This is a genomic window from Gymnodinialimonas sp., from assembly GCF_059726805.1.
On sequence record NZ_AP041059.1, the window covers coordinates 3,656,758 to 3,674,884 of the forward strand.

The 18,127-nt window shown below is 58.5% G+C and carries 16 protein-coding genes and 1 tRNA gene; 8 read left to right on the plus strand and 9 right to left on the minus strand.

Annotated features, from left to right (window positions below; genetic code table 11):
- Positions 1-26 precede the first annotated feature (26 nt).
- The 4 genes from AC6I9R_RS17725 to AC6I9R_RS17740 all read left to right on the plus strand — a co-directional run bounded on the left by AC6I9R_RS17725 (position 27) and on the right by AC6I9R_RS17740 (position 4,488).
- Positions 27-1,184 (plus strand): histidine kinase, encoded by a 1,158-nt coding sequence (locus AC6I9R_RS17725; RefSeq protein ID WP_461427157.1) that lies wholly within the window; start codon positions 27-29, stop codon positions 1,182-1,184.
- Position 1,185: 1 nt separating this feature from the next.
- Positions 1,186-2,130, plus strand: coding sequence for a hypothetical protein (locus AC6I9R_RS17730; protein ID WP_461427156.1), 945 nt, complete (start codon positions 1,186-1,188; stop codon positions 2,128-2,130).
- Positions 2,120-2,785: a hypothetical protein gene (locus AC6I9R_RS17735; protein ID WP_461427155.1), complete on the plus strand. Its 666-nt coding sequence runs from the start codon at positions 2,120-2,122 to the stop codon at positions 2,783-2,785. Before AC6I9R_RS17730 ends, AC6I9R_RS17735 begins: the two co-directional genes overlap by 11 nt.
- A 773-nt stretch (positions 2,786-3,558) precedes the next feature.
- Positions 3,559-4,488 (plus strand): hypothetical protein, encoded by a 930-nt coding sequence (locus tag AC6I9R_RS17740; protein WP_461427154.1) that lies wholly within the window; start codon positions 3,559-3,561, stop codon positions 4,486-4,488.
- 39 nt (positions 4,489-4,527) lie between these two features.
- Here AC6I9R_RS17740 and AC6I9R_RS17745 read toward each other — a convergent pair whose 3' ends face one another.
- Positions 4,528-5,184: a hypothetical protein gene (locus AC6I9R_RS17745; protein ID WP_461427153.1), complete on the minus strand. Its 657-nt coding sequence runs from the start codon at positions 5,182-5,184 to the stop codon at positions 4,528-4,530.
- Between the two features lie 224 nt (positions 5,185-5,408).
- On the opposite strand from AC6I9R_RS17745, the gene AC6I9R_RS17750 reads away from it, so the two are divergent.
- Positions 5,409-5,738: a hypothetical protein gene (locus AC6I9R_RS17750; RefSeq protein WP_461427152.1), complete on the plus strand. Its 330-nt coding sequence runs from the start codon at positions 5,409-5,411 to the stop codon at positions 5,736-5,738.
- A gap of 36 nt (positions 5,739-5,774) precedes the next feature.
- Here AC6I9R_RS17750 and AC6I9R_RS17755 read toward each other — a convergent pair whose 3' ends face one another.
- From AC6I9R_RS17755 to AC6I9R_RS17770, 4 genes are all read right to left on the minus strand, one after another.
- Positions 5,775-6,446: a hypothetical protein gene (locus AC6I9R_RS17755; protein ID WP_461427151.1), complete on the minus strand. Its 672-nt coding sequence runs from the start codon at positions 6,444-6,446 to the stop codon at positions 5,775-5,777.
- An 817-nt stretch (positions 6,447-7,263) separates the two neighbouring features.
- Positions 7,264-7,350, minus strand: a tRNA-Leu gene (locus AC6I9R_RS17760).
- A 168-nt stretch (positions 7,351-7,518) separates the two neighbouring features.
- Positions 7,519-8,931 (minus strand): peptidoglycan-binding domain-containing protein, encoded by a 1,413-nt coding sequence (locus AC6I9R_RS17765; protein ID WP_461427150.1) that lies wholly within the window; start codon positions 8,929-8,931, stop codon positions 7,519-7,521.
- Between the two features lie 112 nt (positions 8,932-9,043).
- A complete protein-coding gene (locus AC6I9R_RS17770; protein ID WP_461427149.1) occupies positions 9,044-9,547 on the minus strand; it encodes a DUF2306 domain-containing protein in 504 nt (167 codons plus the stop codon).
- On the opposite strand from AC6I9R_RS17770, the gene AC6I9R_RS17775 reads away from it, so the two are divergent.
- The 3 genes from AC6I9R_RS17775 to AC6I9R_RS17785 all read left to right on the plus strand — a co-directional run bounded on the left by AC6I9R_RS17775 (position 9,541) and on the right by AC6I9R_RS17785 (position 11,818).
- Complete coding sequence (locus tag AC6I9R_RS17775; protein ID WP_461427148.1) at positions 9,541-10,401, plus strand: LytTR family DNA-binding domain-containing protein; 861 nt, start codon at positions 9,541-9,543, stop codon at positions 10,399-10,401. The two genes, AC6I9R_RS17770 and AC6I9R_RS17775, sit on opposite strands and share 7 nt — an antisense overlap.
- 30 nt (positions 10,402-10,431) lie before the next feature.
- The gene (gene lipB / locus AC6I9R_RS17780; protein WP_461427147.1) at positions 10,432-11,091 is read left to right on the plus strand and encodes a lipoyl(octanoyl) transferase LipB; all 660 of its coding nucleotides are present in this window, start codon (positions 10,432-10,434) and stop codon (positions 11,089-11,091) included.
- A 115-nt stretch (positions 11,092-11,206) separates the two neighbouring features.
- Positions 11,207-11,818: a class I SAM-dependent methyltransferase gene (locus AC6I9R_RS17785; RefSeq protein ID WP_461427146.1), complete on the plus strand. Its 612-nt coding sequence runs from the start codon at positions 11,207-11,209 to the stop codon at positions 11,816-11,818.
- Positions 11,819-11,955: 137 nt separating this feature from the next.
- Here the strand turns inward: AC6I9R_RS17785 and AC6I9R_RS17790 are convergent, their stop codons facing one another.
- From AC6I9R_RS17790 to AC6I9R_RS17805, 4 genes are all read right to left on the minus strand, one after another.
- The gene (locus AC6I9R_RS17790) at positions 11,956-13,173 is read right to left on the minus strand and encodes an NAD(P)/FAD-dependent oxidoreductase (protein ID WP_461427145.1); all 1,218 of its coding nucleotides are present in this window, start codon (positions 13,171-13,173) and stop codon (positions 11,956-11,958) included.
- A complete protein-coding gene (locus AC6I9R_RS17795) occupies positions 13,173-14,882 on the minus strand; it encodes a hydantoinase B/oxoprolinase family protein (protein ID WP_461427144.1) in 1,710 nt (569 codons plus the stop codon). Before AC6I9R_RS17795 ends, AC6I9R_RS17790 begins: the two co-directional genes overlap by 1 nt.
- Positions 14,879-16,966 carry a hydantoinase/oxoprolinase family protein gene (locus AC6I9R_RS17800; protein ID WP_461427463.1) on the minus strand — a complete coding sequence of 696 codons (2,088 nt, stop codon included), beginning with the start codon at positions 16,964-16,966 and terminating at the stop codon, positions 14,879-14,881. Before AC6I9R_RS17800 ends, AC6I9R_RS17795 begins: the two co-directional genes overlap by 4 nt.
- Before the next feature lie 119 nt (positions 16,967-17,085).
- Positions 17,086-17,997, minus strand: a complete 912-nt coding sequence (locus AC6I9R_RS17805) for a LysR family transcriptional regulator (protein WP_461427143.1) — start codon at positions 17,995-17,997, stop codon at positions 17,086-17,088.
- Positions 17,998-18,127: the final 130 nt, after the last annotated feature.

The window sequence follows — 18,127 nt, forward strand, 5'->3', positions numbered from 1 at the left end:
CCAACACTGAAAGCCTCAAAAAAGGAATGAAAGCCGATAGATACTACTTACAATCTAGCCTCTCTCGCGGACAAATTAAAAATGTACCTAGAGCAGATTTTGTTGCAGCATCAAGATTGGAACGCGACGACTTTTCTTGGTTTTCGGAAAAACTTCAGCGCGGAGAATGTAACCGTAGCAGTAACCCTCCTGCGTCTGTGGATCCGTTGGCTTTGAGTATGTGTAAAATTAGCTACGATGGGCCCAATCACTTTTTTTCAGCAATTCTCGCCTATAAAGAAAGCGTCGAACTGCCAAGTATGGAATTGGAATCCTTACTGAGGGCGGTAAAAAATGGATTGGCAATATGTCATAATTATTTGGACCACGACATTGCCATTAGAGGCGCGATGCGTCATCAAATCAGCCCCGTAGCCGCTGGAATTGCAAAATCAATCGAGTTTATACGTGATAATACCTCTATATCATTACCAAAGGATGTAGAAGTTGAAAAAAAGTTCCTAGAACTTCAACGACAAAATAAGAAAATTCGCTTAAGAATAAATAGACTTGCGCGAACAACTCTGGACCATAAATGGGAGAGAGAATCTTTTGATCCCAAGTCCGAAAAAACATGGCAACTGGACGACGCTATTATTCAACCTGAACGTGAAGAGCACTCGATTCTGGAACGCATGCGTGAAGCACGAAGGTTGGCGCAAACGGACCAAAGCGCAATAATCCGCATTCGCTGTGAGCCAAAAAAACTTCAAATTCTCACTAGACTACCAAAGAGGTTTTTGACTGAGATTTATGAGGAGCTCTTGCTGAATGCTACCAAGTATAAATATCCAGATACCAATATTGTAATGTACAGCCACCTTGATCGGGTGGGGCGCCCAACAACATATGTATTAAATCAAACACCTAAAGTTCCTATCTCAGAAATCCCTAAACTCACCCGATTAGGCTTTAGGGGTGAAGAGTTCTCCGGGAGCAAGCCGGGAACAGGCTTAGGGCTGGCACGAGTTAGTGATCTATGTAGGGAATTAGGACTGAGGTTTCGAGTCAGTACCAAACCCAGTAACGAAGCCCCCTTTCTCGCAGCAAAGGAGTTAGGATTGGAGCAAGCGGATGGTATCGACTTGTTTTTTGTTAAGATTGGCTTTAACGGAGAACAAACGCTGGTTAGGGGTGGAAAATAGAATGAACAAGCACAGCCCGTTTGAGGGTGATGGTTCCGTTAAGGCGCTGTTTCCACTTCTTGAAGACGACAGCGAAACAGTTGATGCGGAAGTGGATTTTCTTTCGTCGAGGCTTGTGGCAACTGAGATACTGCAAAGTACCGAGGAGTTTGTTGACGTCGCACGCGGGTTTGGGAGCCCTAGCGACGCTACGCCACAAAGTGGGGAAGCGTTGATCGGCCTTGGAATCGACGTCAATCTTGATGGGGTCGATTACATCCAAGCCTACGATGGCTCCATGGTCGCTACGGATGGTGGTAGGCTTGCAGGCATCTTACTGGTCGAAAATCGAATTCTTCAGCACATGCAAGCGGGTGACATTCCGTGTGTTCCAATTATTTATCTAAGTGCGAATCCTGATGATAAGGTTTTCGAGTCAGTACGAAAGATTTCGGGCATTACACCTGCATTTGCATGTCTCAAGGAAATTGTTGACGGAAGTAGAGTTTCGCACTACCCTAGTAAAGTTTTGGAAAACTTTAGAGACGTTATTGATGATTTGCTACATGATGGTATTGAGCCTGGACTAGAGTTTTCTGATGGTGGCGTAGACCTAGAAATTATGGCAGATCTTGGAGAGGTATTTACGAAAGCTTGTGAATACCTAATGATTCCAAACGAAAAGAGGTCGCTAATCCTGGGTTTTAACGAATTAAGCACTCCCGTAGGTGAGTATTTCCTGGGAAATTCAAGTTTTCCAAGTCGAGATTGGCCCGACAGGCTCAGGTTATTTCTTGAACTACGTGGTAATGCTCATCAACTCCTTGGAGGAGATGAAACAACCGTTAGAGAATGGTTCTGGAACGAGAAGTTGTTTTCCGACGGACAGACGGCTGCAGATGCTTTTCTTCACGGTTCTTTAAGAACTGCTCGAGCAGTTGTTTGGCATTCAAAAAATGTCCTTTGATCCTGGTGCCGTTGTCGCTGGCGCTCCGAGTTCGTCGCGAAGTTATGTCGCTGTACGAAGTGCGTTTGTCCCAGATCGAAATGCGGGGTCGGCCGGACTACAGGTTAGTGATAAGGAAAAGGCGACCGTTGCGAATTTCTTAGCGGCGAAGAGTTCTAAGAAGACTCAATACTTCAAAAATAGAGAGCTCGCTGCTGAACATCTTGATGATGCATTTGACCTTGATCCAGCTCCAACGGAACGGTTCAACGTTAGGACTCATGCATTCTACACTTCGTTATTCGAGGAAACAGCATATGCAGAACGTGAGATGTTACTCCGTCGGCGCATGAAGAAGTATCCCAAATTAAGCCTGTACCGCTGCTCTTATGCTACCTTTGAGTACAATATTGACGGTTGCACACTTAATCTGAAGCGCTTTTTTATCAACCATCGTAAAGCTTTTGTGAGTGGCCATCGGGAATGTCAAGAAATCGGGGCTGTGGTCCAAGGTAAGCCTCTAGACAATATCCTGTTCCCATCTGCAAGATTCCATCCCGGCCTAAATCTTTGTAGTTTCTACCATTCTCAGATTAGTGCTGTTGGTATGCTTCGAAACACTACTTATGAAGTTGACGCAAGCCAAGGTTCGGTTTCAATCGTAGAACAATCATGAATAGAATACTTGCCTCGTGACCTCCTTCGATCTTTGTAACTACACTTGTATTCATCGCTTTTAACTTTTTTTCGATTTATATTGGTACGAGTTATAAAGTAGATTCAAAAATTCACTTTTTCTGATTTATTTCCGTAGTAAAAACTTATCATTCCGATTGAAAATTGCCTGCAAGCGCAATTATTGCCCTTAATGGTTCTCAAATTGGTCCATAAGGGGAGTCATGGTATTGCACCTCCTAACTAGAGATCCATCGGCAACATAACGTCGCACACCTAAGCGGCGCACGATTGGTCGGGTTTCCAAGGCGGATGACATCCAATTGGGCTATGGGTGGTTCAGGAAGGGACAGATGCCATCTCCCTTCTGGTCGCGCTGAAAGCGTCACCATGAAATGGTCTGGGGTCTTGGGAGCAGGAACGCCGCCCAAGGCGATGGGTGCAGGGAGAGCGACGTCTCCCTGCTCGGGATCAAACCACGACTGGGTTGCATGATGTGAGAGAGGCTACAGGCCGCTCTCACATCATTGGCTTGGGGGATAGAACGGGGGAGCGCAAAGACGAAGTCTTGGAGCGTCCCCCTTCTCAAGAGGTGTGGTTGGTACGACCACACACATCTTGCGATAGCGCTTAACTCGACACCTGCACCCAACTGACACCTTTCTGACCAGGGCAGTTCCAGGTCACGGTGCTTTCATGTAGACGTCAATACAAACACCCAAAGCCCATCTTGAGGACGCATTCTCAACAGCCCTCGCCCAATACGCGGAGACGATGGGCGAAGCGTTTCCGGTCATGCCGATACTCGACGTGATCGAGGATGACGGCTTCTGGGCCTTGGCGGAGATGGTCGAGGGCGATTTCATCATTCGGGTGCCAACGGGGATTGTCACGACGATTGACGGCCTCTGGCGGTCAGCAATCGGCGACCCTGATTTCGCTCATGGTATCGGGGGTGAAATCCAGGCAAGCGCCGAGGACTTAACACATGTTGGGCTAGTCTGGCTGATGCTTCATGAGCTGCATCACTACGAGATGGGACATTTCAAATTCGTTGGACGCGCCTATCTCACCGAGACTTTTTCTGCTCATCGGTTTGCCATTGCAACGCGGTCGGCTGCTCCACCGCCGACTGTTGCAAGCTTGAACCCTGAAGACGCCGCGAACGTCGAACCCTGCTTGGAGATGCAGGCTGACCATGATGCCATCGATATGTTGCTCGATGCATATTCACCTGAAGAGTGGTCATCGCTTCGCGCTCGCGTGACATCGATTGCGGCGATCATGATGCTCATAGAGTTGGCTGATGCGAAGCCACTTGGGGATGAGCCATCTTCCCACCCCAAGGCTGCCACCCGCATTTTTCAGCTCCTCGGTCACGTTGTACAGATGCCGCTGATCCAAGCGATGTTGGCTCGACGTTCCCCGGAACTAGGCATAGATCCAATGATCCCATCTAAAGAAGAGCAAGCTGCGTTTCGCAAAGAGGTCGTTATTCCATGCTTCTTGGATGCCGTAAATCTTGCCCGTGTATCTGATGCAGAGGTCATCCGCGAAGATCTGGGTGAGCCAGAGGATTTCTTTAGTGATGTCGGTATCGCGCTTAGCGATGTGTCCGGTGCACCGGTCAGTATCAAAACTGCTGGCGCTGCACAGTGGGCAAACCTAATGATGTTCAACGACAAACTATTGGGACAGCACTAGAAGAAGTTGCACACGAATTCCGTAGTTGGCTTCGAATGATCACAGTATCCCAAAGACCTCTGACGCCAAGTAGATGACCCCTAACACAATGGCAACCTTAGCAAGGCCCTTAAGAGAACCCACCAAAAGAGCGCCCAAAAAGGGTAATCCTCCCTCTCGCAAGTTCCCACCATATTCGTTCAACGTAGCCCTCGAATCTATGAACTGGGTCCGGGCTCCGTGACGGAAACCAAGAAAAGAGGCAAGGATGAAGGCAAAAGCTTCGATCCCCCATGCGACAAGCAAATATGAACCTGTAATACTGAAACCTGAATCCATCACTAGGTTTCTCGCGTCGTTGAAGATCGTGAAGCTCATTTGCTGCGAAATGGAGCGAATTTCCGCGAATACTTCCACTGGACCCGAACTAAATATCTCAATTGCGACATCGCTGCCCCAAAGGATGGAAAAGTAGGTGAACCAAATTACACTCACATTCAGGGAAACAGATGCAATACACACGCAACCACGGAAGCTCGCACTCCCCTTTTGGACAGACTGAAAAATGAAAATTGTTCCACAAGCCAAGCCTAGCGAGACCAGCGTTCCAAAGGCCAAAACTGGGATGAAGTGTGCGCCAAAAACATAGCCTGCACTCAATAGAGCACCGACAGTGAGCGCAACAAATGCCAATCCATAACTGTTTTCTACCTTCAAAGCGTTAGCCCCCTGATTAACAACTGATACTGTAATCCATCCATAAAATGGGTTGTGCGATCATGGTAAGAAATCGTCGGTATTAAAGTACTACGAATTTTTGTGCGATGTCATTAGAGGTTATGGGCAGCGTGATCGACTGTTAGGGCGATCACAACACCAACAGCGTCGCCATGTGCGTGTGCAATTTGTAATGATGTCGCGCAGTATGTTAAGATTATTGAATGAATTTAGACCCTTGGCGGGAGCACTTCGATACAGATCCGCGAGAAAAGATAGGGCGCTACGTGCCAGACACGTTCGGTAATCCCATTATCGTGCGGCTTGCGCGGATATCTTGGGCGTATCTCTATTGGCTTGATGAAAACTTCGAGCGAGACGGGGATGAATTCTTCTCGGAAAACCACCGCCTCCACGATCCCCGCGAAGAAGATTGGGATGAGTGGATGGAGGGGGCCGTGAGCAAAACCTACCTCCACCACGAAAAGCGCGGAAGCCCCCGCCCTGCATGGTGTCCACCAGCAGAGAAGTGGCAGCTCATGGGCCTCGAATGATTTCACTTAGTAGTTCGCTTATGTATGAGATGCACATTAATTGGAAATCAAGACTCGTGTTCTGTAAGTTATTACGTCGTATGTCCTTCCGTATCTGGCAATACTTGCTCGATCAACCAATGGCATTGGCCCGAATAATAGTACGAATACAAAGGTGTGAACACCTAGGTCGTCGTATTCTGCAACACCTATAGGGCTTCCGTTTGAGCTTTGAGGCACCACCACGGAGCCTTGATGAAGTTTGATCCTAATGCTGGATTCACCTTGCCCAAGCGCCAATGGATACCATTCTCCAGCGTAGCTCTCGAACGCCAACGCATAGCAAGGCTTGGGTACTTTTAGAGCAAAACCGAACTCTTGCCCCAAGCGGAATCGCATCGCCCCCCTTTTAGGTGGTGTACGACGGGCGATACCAAGCTGACCAAATGGGATAGCTGTGACGCCGCCCTCGACCAAGTGTTCTTCGATAAACTGATCCCACTCCGTTACGCGCCGATACTGGAAGAGTTCCGGCGCTTCGCTTTGCGCAAACTCAAAGTCGATGCGCGCGATCCACTCGTGATTGGCTCGGGTCTTGGTTTTGTCATAGACGCCACGCTTGATTTTGCTGAAAGGATCCGCCGTTTCAGATAACGGGCCACCCTGAGCCTCCTCAACCAGATCGTGAAACCGGCCACCAATCGTTTTGTGCAGCGCTCTCAAGGTCACCTAAAGCTGTTTCGTCGGCTTCCGCCGCTCCTCTGACGATAGCTGTATCCAGTCGATTTCTGTTTGATCCATGCTGAATAGATACCCCTCTGATGCGACTGTGCAAACGTAGATTTCATCACCCGTAATCACCCCCGCATCACCCGAGATGGCCACAGACCTACCATGCTAAGGACAGGCTAAGCGCTTTAGATCATTGCAAAATAATCTTGCGCGCACAAGAGATGTGCGTCATGTTTGTTCTTTATTTGTTCTCTTTCTGCCTGACGTGGATGGGACAGTCAGAACGAAAACATGATCCCCAAAACCAAAAGAAGAAAGGACCGCCATGTCCCAGCCATCAACAGCCGACGAAAGGATTGGTCACAATCGCCACTCGGATGTTCCAAGACGCTTGGGCGATGCGGACTGAGCAAGCCAAGGCGAAAGTTCAATCTGCTAAACGCCAAATCGCAAAGCTAGAGGCTGAGATTGATCAAATCCTGACTCGGATCGTGGAAGCGACGAACGTGACAGTCATCGGAGCTTACGAAAACAAGATCGCAAAGCTTGAACGTGACAAGGCTCGGCTCACCGAAAATATGACAAATCAGGTGCCGTCTCAGGGCGTGTTCGAAGAAAAACTAGAACTCGCCCTGCGATTCCTCTCAAACCCTTGGAAGCTCTGGGAAAGTGGCCAGGTGCGAACGCAACGATTGGTCCTCAATCTCGCGTTCCAGAGCCCTATCTCATACGACCGAAATGAGGGACCTAGAACTCCCAAAATATCCATACCCTTCAAGGCGTTAAAGGGTGTTTTGGGGAGTGATTTGAAGAATGGTGCGCTCGGCGAGACTCGAACTCGCACGGGTGTTACCCCACAGCGACCTCAACGCTGCGCGTCTACCAATTCCGCCACGAGCGCACGTGATCAGGTAGTGCGCGGTCTCTAGCGGCTTGGAGGGGCCTTGTGAAGGGGGGCAACGCGCCAGATGCAGGTTTTTTCGCGGTCCCGCAAGACGCCTCCGCGCGGATGGCAAAACGGCGGGCCCCGATGGGACCCGCCGCCTAAGTCTTGTGTCGCCAGGGTGACTTACTGGTTGACCTGGAAGGTCGGCAGCGCGCCTTGTGCGGCGGGCGCGGCCGGGGCTGCGGCGGGCACGGGCACCGGCTGGCCGCCCAGCGTCATCGCCACGGCCTGGCGGATCAGGGGCAAGCGGCCGGGGTCGGCGGGGTTGAAGACGGCGGGCGCCCCGGATTCCACGGCTGTCAGCGAGATGTCGTACCAATCGCCAGCGCTCGCGCCGTTGGCCGCGATGCCGAAGCCTTCGCGCAGGTGGTGGCCGATCAACTCGCCATAGGCAGGCTCGCCCGAGGCGACCAGCATCAGGGCCGAGCCCATGGCCATGTCCAGATCATCGGCGCCGTAGCCCACGCCCAGGCACACGCGGGCGGTTCCGGCCAGTTCGGCCTGGGGGATCCCGGTGGTGTAGGCAAACCCCTGGGCCGAGCCCATGGCCTGCTGCGGGGTCATCGTGCCGATCACGGCGGTTTGGGCTGCAATCGCCTCCGAGAAGCCCTCACACTGAACGGTGATATCGGCGAGGCTGAGGTTGGGAATGGCCTGGGTCAGATCCTGGCCCTGGCTGACGGCACTGGCGCGGGCGGCGCAGAATTGCTCGGACAGCGCGAAGCCGGGGTTGGACAGGGTGCTGAGTGTCATCGGGCCGCCATTGGCCTGGCCCTGGAGGGCCACCGCATCGCAGCGCGAGGACAGCGAGGGCGTTGTAGAGGCGCCTGCAAAGAGGTTCGGAACACCGCCACCGGATGTCGCCGCGACGACCTGAACCGGGCCGTTCGTACCCGGCGCGGGCAGGACCGTTGTGGTCCCCACGGGCGTGGGCGCGGGGTTCACGATGACCGTGGTGGTCGTGGTGGCACCGGCTGGGACCGCGCTGGGGATCGGCTGCGGCGTGGGGGGCGCCAGCGTGCCCGCCAGATGCTGCGCGTATGCCGCCAGCAAGGCCTGGCGCTGCAGGCCGGTTTGGGCGGAGCCGCCGTTGGTGGCCCACTGGTAGGCCTGGATCAGGTGGACGGCCTGGGGCTCGGGGAACGAGCGGCCGTTGACGGGGTAGTTCTGGAACGCCTGATAGCGCTCAACTGCGGCGCGGGTGGCGGGGCCGACCTGGCCATCCACAAAGCCCGCGTCAAAGCCGAAGTAGTTCAGCGCGGTCTGGACCTGACGCCCGGCTTCCGTCGCAGGGATCGCGGGGCGCACGACGCGCGGCTGGCTGGGGCGTGAGGGTTGCGCCTGGGGCTGTGCGGGCTGGGTCTGCGGCTGTTGCGGGACGATCACGCGGGTGCGCGGCTGGCTGGCTGCGCCAATCGCAACACCGATGGCACCGCCCAAAAGCAGGCCGCCGATCACGTCACGGGCGTCTTGCGCCTGGGCCGGGACCGACGCGATGGGGGTAAGGGCCACGGCAGCGACCAGGGACGATGTCATCAAATATTTGGCAAACATGAATAATTTCTCCGCAGACAAGAAGGGGGGTCTCTCACTTTCCCCGACGTTAGCAGAAGAGGATCGATTCGCTCATAGGGGAATACCCTACCTTTCAGGCGGCCCTGCCCCGCGCCCGCCCCCTCAGGCGGCTGGCGATGACCACCGCCGCCACCAGGCCCACCGCCGCGATCACCCACAGCCCCCGTTCCTCCGTGCCGTCAAACAGCACCGCATTCAACCGCCGCCCTGGCATCAGCGTCAGCAGCCCCGCAATCCCCAGCGCCTGCCAGTAAAGCGCGCGCATCACCGCCTGGTGCTTCGCCACGTCGCGGCGCAGGATCGCGGCCATCCCCTGCACCAGCGAAATCAACGCCCAGACCGAGAACAGATGGATCGGTCCAAACGGGCCCACCAGCGGCAGGACCGAGGCCTCGATAAAGAGCCCCGACACCGCCAGCACCGCCATCGCGACGACCCATAGGCGCCCCAGGACCTTGTGCAGCAGGTCGCGCCGGGGCCGGTAGAGGGCGACCGGGCCAATCAAGATCGCGCAGGCGGCGGCGACCAGATGCAGCTGGATGGCGGCGGGCGCCGTTGCGAGGGGCTCGAATGTCATGGAAGGCTCCTTACATATCGCTTGGGTTGAGCTTGCCCGACCGCTCTGGCACCCTTCCCGCAGCCCGGCGCAACCGCGTCTTCGTCAATCACCGCGAGGCCTCCGTGACCGACACCTCCCCGTCATCCGCGCTTCGTGAATGGCGACGGCATATGACCCACCCGAAGGTGGTCCTGGCGCTCTTGGGCGTCGGCGCAATCCTGGCGCTGACGGGGCCGTTCGGGACGGCGGGCACCATGCCCTGGCCCGCGCGCATCGCCTATTGGGGCGCGGTCCCGGCCCTGACCTATGGCATTGGCTACCTGATTCACACCTGCGCCTGGCCCTTCCTGGCCGCGCGCCTCACGCCCGCCCTCTCCCGCGCCGTGATCGTCATCGCCACGGGCCTTGCGATCTGCGCCACGGTCTTCGGCCTCAACGCGCTGGTCTTCGGCCTCCGCCCCGATCTGGCCAGCGCGCTTATCCTTTTCGCCATCACGCTGCTCGTCTCAGCGATGCTGGAACTGTTGCCCCGTGACACACCCGCAACCCCCGACACGCCGCCCCTTCTCGACCGTCTCCCCCTCGACAAACGCGGGCCACTCATCTCGCTGTCGGTCGAAGATCACTACGTCCGCATCCGCACCACAAAGGGGGAAGAGATGGTCTTGCTGCGCCTCTCCGACGCGATCCGCGAGGTTGGTGGCACCGAAGGTCTGCGCGTCCACCGGTCCCACTGGGTGGCGCTGGACAAGGTCACGGCCGTGGCCCGCAAGGGCGACGGCGCGCTGCTGAGCATGGCGCAAGGCCCCGACATCCCGGTCAGCCGCGCCAACATGGCCGCGATCCGCACCGCCGGGCTGCTGCCCAAATGAGCCCCACCCCCCGCAAACCCGAGCACGCCCATGGTTGAATGGATCACCTCCGACGCCCCCGTCCCCTACCCCCTCGCCGTGGGCGAGATGGAGGCGCGCGCCAACGCCATCGCGCGGGGCGAGGCGGGCGAAGCCGTGTGGCTGCTGGAACATCCGCCGCTTTACACGGCAGGCACCTCCTCCAAGCCCGCCGACCTGATCGACCCGAACCGCTTTCCGGTGTTCGAGACCCGGCGCGGCGGACAATACACCTACCACGGCCCCGGCCAGCGCGTGGCCTACGTGATGCTCAACCTCAACACGCGCGGCAAAGACGTGCGCGCTTACGTCCAGAAGCTGGAGGCCTGGGTGATCGCCGCCCTCGATGAGTTCAACGTGAAAGGCGAGATCCGTGAGGGCCGCGTCGGCGTCTGGGTCGAACGCCCCGAAAAGGCCCCGCTGCCGGACGGCACGCCACGCGAAGACAAAATCGCCGCCATCGGCGTGCGCCTGCGCAAATGGGTCAGCTTCCACGGCATCTCCCTGAACGTCGAGCCGGACCTGAGCCACTTCGACGGCATCGTTCCCTGCGGCATCGAAGGCCATGGCGTCACCAGCCTGGTGGACCTGGGCCTGCCCGTGACGATGGACGACGTGGACGTCGCCCTGAAACGTCAGTTCTTTGAGGTGTTTGGGAACGTGACGGCCTAAACGCCTTGTTCGACGTCTCCCGCTCGGGTGGGCGCTGGCGTTCGGATTTGAGACCACACCTAAGACAAGGGCACTTGATGCCCTTATACTTGGATGACAAGGCACGGGGCATGGCATGAGAAGTGACATTCTGAAGGGCTACGAGGAAGCCGCAAAAGGCGACTTCATTGCGCGGGTTGAAGCAATATCGTCAGCCGAGCTACTCGCGCCTGCAATCAAGCACATTCCAACGACCCCGTGCCGCATTCTGGATGTTGGCGCAGGAACGGGACGGGATGCGGCTTGGTTCGCCTCACTTTCTCACACGGTCAGCGCGGTCGAGCCCGTCGACGCTCTGAGGCAAGCGGGCATGGCGAAACACACGTCACCCAATATTTCATGGGTAAAGGATGCGTTGCCGGAACTCCCATACATGGTTTCAGTGGAGCAGACGTTCGACATCGTTCTCTTAAGTGCCGTGTGGCAGCACCTTGATGCTGCCGACCGTCGAATTGCACTTCCGGCTCTGCGATCTGTGACCGTCAATGGCGGCAAGGTTATCATGTCGGTCAGGCACGGGGCAGGCGCGCCGACGCGACCCGTGTTTCCGGCCAATATAGACGATACAGTGAGATGGTCGGAAGGCGTGGGGCTGTTTCTTGTGGATCAAGCAACGACCCAATCGGTACAACCCGGCAATCACAAAGCCGGCGTCACGTGGACTTGGCTGGTGCTGCAAGCCCAATGAGGCCTTAGATGTAGCGCCCAGTTGTAGCCTGCGATGGCCACAACCTCCGCCGCAAAACTCCTGCAAAGGCTATCCACAGACCAGGTTTTTCTCCCTTGCCGCAGGGGCGAGGGTAAAGGGATTTTCGGCGAGCCCCCTCAGATCACCGCCTTCTCAATGATCGGCCTGTTCGCAGGGATGCGCGCATAGTTGAACGGGCTCATGTCCAGCGCGCGGTAGGCGCCATAGGTCAGCCATTCCGCCGTGCCGCGCCCCATCGCCGGGGCCTGTTGCAGCCCGTGGCCGGAGAACCCGTTGAGGAAGATGAAATTTGTCACCTCCGTATGCGGCCCCATGATCGCGTTGTGATCAAAGGTGTTCATCGCGTAGTGCCCGGCCCATTCAGATTGCACCTTGATCGCTTCGAACTGCGGGATCCGCGTGGCCAGGATCGGCCAGACGTGGCTTTCCCAAAGGGTGAAGTCCATAGCGTAATCGTCATAATCCACCGCCGGATCGTGGTCCGCGTGCCCGCCACATTGATACGTCCCGCCGCCATTTTCGCGCACGTGAACGCCGGATGGATCAATGGTCAGCGGCAGGTCCATCTCCAACGGCGCTTCGGCCTTGAAGATCCACGAATAGCGCTTGCGCGGCTCCACCGGCACGTCGATGCCCGCCATCTGCGCCGTAGCCGCCGCACGGGGACCGGCGGCGTTCACCACCTGGCCGCAGGCGATCACCTCCCCCGATTTCAGCGTCACGCTTTCCACCTTGTCACCGCCCGCGTTGCGGGTGATCGCGACGACTTCGTTCTCCACATATTCCACACCGCGCTCGCGCGATTGCCGCCGCCACCAGTCATTGACCGCAACCGCGTCCCAATAGCCCTCGTCGACGGTATTGATGGAGCCCAGCACGATGTCGTCCACGTTGTAGAACGGATAGCGGCGCTGGATCTCATCCGGCGACAGAAGCTCGGTCGCGGCGCCATTGGCGCGTTGCACCTGCTGGCTTTCGCGCAGAACATTGGCAAAGGCCTCATCCTCGGCCAGGTACATGTAGCCGAAGTTGCGGATCGACAGCTCCGGCACGCGGTCGTCGCCGCCCATATAGCGGCGGATATTCTTGACGAAATCCGCCGCGAACTGGCTGATCCGCACGTTCAGATCGGTCGAGAACTGCTGCCGCATGCACGAATTGGTGTGGGTGGTGGAGCAGGCCTCGAACGTCAGATCACGCTCCACCACCAGGACGGAGCCGTCGAAATCGGCGTTGTCCGACAGGAACCACGCCGTCGACGCGCCCATGATCGCGCCCCCGATGATGATCACGTCGTAGCTGGAATTCGCCGGGGCCTGGGTTTGCCCGGCCATCAGATCGCCTCTCCCCGCCGCACTTTCGCCGCGACCTCGTTGATGTCCTCTGCCGACAGCCCGTAATCCCGCACCGCCGTCTCGGCCGAGATATAGCCCCGCGCAAGGTCGCGTTTGACCTGCGCCGGATCCCGCTCGGACGGCGCGCCGTAGCCCGCGCCGCCGGGAAACGCCATGAGGACCCGCGCGCCGTGGGGCACGAACTGTTTGCCCTTCACATGCATCGCCTCGCCATCGCTGCGCACGATGGTGGTGTTGGCGCCGCTCAAGCCGCCGCGACGGCCCCGCGCAGGGTGATCGCCCCGGTCAAACATCGCCTGGATGTCAAACTCATGCCCCTCCTGCGCGCCGACCTCCATGTATTGGCCCAGCCCGCCCCGGGTCTTGCCCGCGCCGCCGCTGTCGGGCCGCAGCTCTTTGCGCCAGATGATCACCGGGCCCGCATGTTCCGTGGCCTCAATCGGCATCGTCATCACGCCCGACGGAAACGCCGTGGCGTTCAAGCCATCGTGCTCAGGCCGCGCGCCGGACCCGCCGGAGTTGAACGTCAACACTTCCGAGCGCCGCGCGCCCGCGGGCGCCGGGCCATCCATGCGTGGCCGCAAGGACACCTGGAAATTGCACAAACACCCCGCCCCTTCGGCGGGCACGAGGCCCGGCACGATCTTGTCGAACGCATCGAACACCGCGTCCGGCACAAAATGCCCCACGATATGGCGCAAGGCGACCGGCGCGGGGTGCAGCGCGTTGACGATGGTGTTCTCCGGCGCCGTCACCTCGAACGGCGCCAGCGAGGCTGCATTGTTGGGGATCTCCGGCGCGATGGCCACTTTCAACGCATAACAAGCATAGGCCTTCGTGTAGACCATCGGGCAGTTGATGCCTTTCTTGTCGACGCCACTCGACCCGCTGAAATCCGACACGATCCGGTCGCCCTCCACGCTGACCCTGACCTTCAGCGTGATGGGCGTCTCAAACCCGTCCATCGTCATCTCACCCGTCGCCGATTGCTGCGGCAGGGCGGCGATGCGCTCGATGGTCGCCCGGCGAGAATTTTCCAGAATGAACCCCGCGATCCCGTCCAGATCCTCCAGCCCGAACTCTTCCATCATGTCGATCAACCGACGATGCCCAATCTCATTGCACGTCGCCAGCGCATAAATGTCCCCGATCAACTGATCGGGCTCGCGCACATTGCCGCGAATGATCCGCACCAGCGTCTGATCCACATCACCCTTCATGGCAAACTTCATGATCGGGATATAGAGCCCTTCCTCATAAACACTCTGCGCATCCGCCCCAAACCCGCGCCCGCCAATATCCACGATATGCGCGGTGCAGGCGAAAAACCCGACCAACACGCCCTTATAGAACGACGGCGTGACCATGGTGATGTCATGCAGGTGCCCCGTTCCCTCCCAGGGGTCATTGGTGATGTAGACGTCGCCGTCGAACATGTTCTGCCGCCCAATGCGGCGGATGAAATGCGCCACCGCATCGGCCATCGCGTTCACATGCCCCGGCGTGCCGGTTACCGCCTGGGCCAGCATCTGCCCATGGGTGTCATAGACCCCCGCCGACAGGTCCCCGGCTTCCCTCACAGATGTCGAGAATGCCGTGCGCACCAGCGCCTGGGCCTGCTCTTCAACGACCGAAATCAGGCGGTTCCACATGACCTGGTAGGCGACGTTTGACGGATCCTGGCTCATTGGGCGGCCCCCTTGTTCACAACGTCAATACAGCCATCCGGCTGGCGGATCGCGTCCCGGCTGGCGGGCACGATGATGGTCGTCTCTTCCTCGGTCACCGCCGCAGGGCCCGCCGCGCGCTGGCCCGCCGCCATGGCGTCGCGCAGCACCACGTCGGCGTCGAGGTATTTGGCCGAGGCCGGGTCAAACAACCGGCGGGTACTGTCTGCCATGGCCACACCCGCGCCCTCGGCCACCGCCACCCGTGCGACCTCCTCGGGCGGGGTCGTGGCATTGACCGACCAAACGGTGATCTCCACATCCATCCCCGCAACGGGCCGTCCGAAAAGCTTGGTGTAATCCTCCTCGAACCGCGCCTGAAAGACCGCCGGGTCGGGGTTCATCGCCTGATCTTCCGTCAACTCAATCGGAATCTCCCACCCCTGCCCGGTGTAGCGCATGTACACCTTGAACTCCGACAGGATCGGGCTGACCTCATCACAGGTCCGCACAAACCCCGTCGCTTCGGCCTTCAGATCGCCGAGCAAGCCCTTGATCTTCTCGCCATCAAAATCGCTCAGCTTCATATAGACGGAGCGGTTGGCCTCAAAACTGAACGGCGCGCGCAGGAACCCGATGGCGCTGCCGACGCCTGCGCCGGGCGGCACAAGGCACCGCGCGATCCCCAGTTTCTCGCAGAGCCGCCCGGCGTGCAGCGGCGCCGCGCCGCCAAAGGCGATCATCGTGTATTCGCTGAGGTCCTCGCCGTTCTCCACCGCGTGGACCCGCGCGGCATTGGCCATGTTCTCATCCACCACCTCGGCCACGCCGAACGCGGCCTCAACCGCGTCCATGTCCAGCGCAGATGCGATGACGTCCGTCAGGACGGAAGAGGATGCGGCGGCGTCCAGGGCAATCGAGCCGCCGGCGAAATTGTCAGGGTCCAACTTGCCCAGGACCAGATCCGCATCGGTCACAGCAGGCCGCGCACCACCTCGCCCGTAACACGCAGGCCCGGGCTCGGACCCCGCGCTTTCCGGCCCCACCCGGATCTGGCGCATCGCGTCCACATGCGCCAGGCTGCCACCCCCGGCCCCAATCTCCACCATATCGATCACCGGGATCGAAATCGGCATGCCAGAGCCTTTCTTGAACCGATAGGTCCGCGCCACCTCGAACACGCGAGAGGTTTTGGGCGTCTGGTTCTTGATCAGGCAAATCTTCGCCGTGGTCCCGCCCATGTCAAACGACAGCACCTTGTCGAGCCCATAGCGCCCCGCAATATGGGCGGCAAAAACCGCACCGCCTGCAGGGCCGGATTCCACCAACCGCACCGGGAACTCCGCCGCGTTCTGGATCGAGATGATGCCCCCGCCCGAATGCATCAGGAAGATGCGACACGCCACGCCTTCGGCCTTCAAACGGTCCTCCAGACGGCCCAGATAAGACGCCATCAGCGGCTTGATATAGGCGTTGGCGACGACGGTGTTGAACCGCTCATATTCGCGCATCTGCGGCGACACCTCGGAGGAAATCGACACCGACACCTCCGGCAGCTTTTCCGCCAGAACCTCGCGCACCAGCTCCTCATGGGCGGGGTTGAGGTAGGAGTGGATCAGCCCCACCGCGACGCTTTCAAACCCGGCCTCGGCGATCCGGTCCACCACGGCTTCCACCTCGGCCCGGTCGATATCGACCAGCACTGCGCCGTTGGCATCGACCCGGCCTTTCACCGTGAACCGCATCTGACGCGGCAACAGCGGGTCGGGCAGGTTCAGGTTCAGATCATACTGCTCGAACCGAGATTCCGTGCGCATCTCGATCACATCGCGAAAACCTTCGGTCGTGATCAGCGCGGTCTTGGCCCCCCGCCGCTCGATCAGCGCGTTGGTCGCCAGCGTCGTGCCATGGATGATCTGCCCAATCGCGGCGGGCGTGATCCCCGCCTTGGCGCAGACCTGATGCATGCCCTCGATAATCGCGTTTTCCGGGGCAGCGTAAGTGGTTAGGACCTTGGTCGAAAAGCTCTCACCCTGCTTTTCAAGCACCACATCGGTGAAGGTGCCACCGATATCCACGCCCATCCTGATCGAAGAAGATTTCATCATCAGCCTCTGTTTCCCTGAATGTCGAACGGCGATGCGCTTTTGGCGTTCAACGTCTCGCGCCGCAACGGTTGAGGAGGCGCGAGGAAAACGCAAATCGTTTTAGTTTTTCGACCTGATCAATTTTTTCTATGCTCGGGCGGCCTCAGGTCATGGGCAATCTCGCAGGCGCGGCGCACAAACCGCGGTGTCCGCTCGGCATCAAAGCGGGCAAAAAAGCGTAACGGATCAATGTGCCAGTCCGAGTGTTGCACCAGCAAAGCGCCCGACGTGATCTCGGCCTGCACCAGCGACCGGGGCAGCAGTCCGATCCCAAGCCCCTCGCGCGCCATCGGAATGCAGGCCGACAGCGCGTTGGAATGCACGATCCTCTCGGTATCCAGCCCCCGTTCCGCCGCCATCGCGTGCAGCGCCCGCCCCGCATCGGTGTGTTTCGCGTGGGTGAGGACGGCGGCGGCAAAGAATCGCTCGACGCTATCGCCCTTGGAAAGAGTCGCAGCAGTGGCGGCATTGGCGACCCAGACATACGCCTCGCGCGCCAGCTCGCGCGTGCCCTCCAGCTCGGATTTGAACGGCCCGTTCTGGATCGCGAGGTCCAGCTCCCCCTCTTGCAGCTGTTCGTCGATGCGCGAGGAAAGATCGACCGTCAGTTCAACCCGCAGGTTCGGGTATTCCTGTTTCAGCGCGCGCAGGAACGCCTGCAACCAGGTGCAGGCGACCAGTTCCGTCACGCCCAGGCGCAGCCGTTCCTCGATCATGTCCTGGCGCCCGGCCGCCTCAATCAACGCCTCTCCGGCGCGCAGAACCTCCCGCGTCTGCGCCAGCAGCGCCCGCCCCTTGGCCGTCAACCGGACCGAGCCCGCATCGCGGTACAGCAGCGTCACGTCCAGAACGCTCTCCAGCACCGCGATGCGCGCGGAGATGTTGGGCTGCGTTGTGCCCAACGCCGTCGCCGCCGCCCGGAAGGTCCCGGTGTCGACGACATAGGCAAAGGCCTCCAACTGCTTCAACGTCACGCAGCTTTTGATCATACGGCACCCATAGCATCACAGAAATTGATGCAGCCCGGCTACACCATCGCTCGAGCCATGAAAATGGCCCCGGCCCCGCAACACGCCCTCCCCGCCCTCCGAATGCATTATATCGCCACAACCCCGCCGC

Excerpts from the sequence above, each read along its gene's own strand:
- AC6I9R_RS17735 (WP_461427155.1), top strand. The coding sequence starts at position 2,120 with ATGTCCTTTGATCCTGGTGCCGTTGTCGCTGGCGCTCCGAGTTCGTCG.
- AC6I9R_RS17770 (WP_461427149.1), bottom strand. The coding sequence starts at position 9,547 with ATGACATTCGAGCCCCTCGCAACGGCGCCCGCCGCCATCCAGCTGCAT.
- AC6I9R_RS17800 (WP_461427463.1), bottom strand. The coding sequence starts at position 16,966 with ATGAAATCTTCTTCGATCAGGATGGGCGTGGATATCGGTGGCACCTTC.
- AC6I9R_RS17750 (WP_461427152.1), top strand. The coding sequence starts at position 5,409 with ATGAATTTAGACCCTTGGCGGGAGCACTTCGATACAGATCCGCGAGAA.
- AC6I9R_RS17785 (WP_461427146.1), top strand. The coding sequence starts at position 11,207 with ATGAGAAGTGACATTCTGAAGGGCTACGAGGAAGCCGCAAAAGGCGAC.
- AC6I9R_RS17790 (WP_461427145.1), bottom strand. The coding sequence starts at position 13,173 with ATGGCCGGGCAAACCCAGGCCCCGGCGAATTCCAGCTACGACGTGATC.
- AC6I9R_RS17740 (WP_461427154.1), top strand. The coding sequence starts at position 3,559 with ATGGGCGAAGCGTTTCCGGTCATGCCGATACTCGACGTGATCGAGGAT.
- AC6I9R_RS17795 (WP_461427144.1), bottom strand. The coding sequence starts at position 14,882 with ATGAGCCAGGATCCGTCAAACGTCGCCTACCAGGTCATGTGGAACCGC.
- AC6I9R_RS17730 (WP_461427156.1), top strand. The coding sequence starts at position 1,186 with ATGAACAAGCACAGCCCGTTTGAGGGTGATGGTTCCGTTAAGGCGCTG.
- AC6I9R_RS17765 (WP_461427150.1), bottom strand. The coding sequence starts at position 8,931 with ATGACATCGTCCCTGGTCGCTGCCGTGGCCCTTACCCCCATCGCGTCG.
- AC6I9R_RS17775 (WP_461427148.1), top strand. The coding sequence starts at position 9,541 with ATGTCATGGAAGGCTCCTTACATATCGCTTGGGTTGAGCTTGCCCGAC.
- AC6I9R_RS17725 (WP_461427157.1), top strand. The coding sequence starts at position 27 with ATGAAAGCCGATAGATACTACTTACAATCTAGCCTCTCTCGCGGACAA.
- lipB (WP_461427147.1), top strand. The coding sequence starts at position 10,432 with ATGGTTGAATGGATCACCTCCGACGCCCCCGTCCCCTACCCCCTCGCC.
- AC6I9R_RS17805 (WP_461427143.1), bottom strand. The coding sequence starts at position 17,997 with ATGATCAAAAGCTGCGTGACGTTGAAGCAGTTGGAGGCCTTTGCCTAT.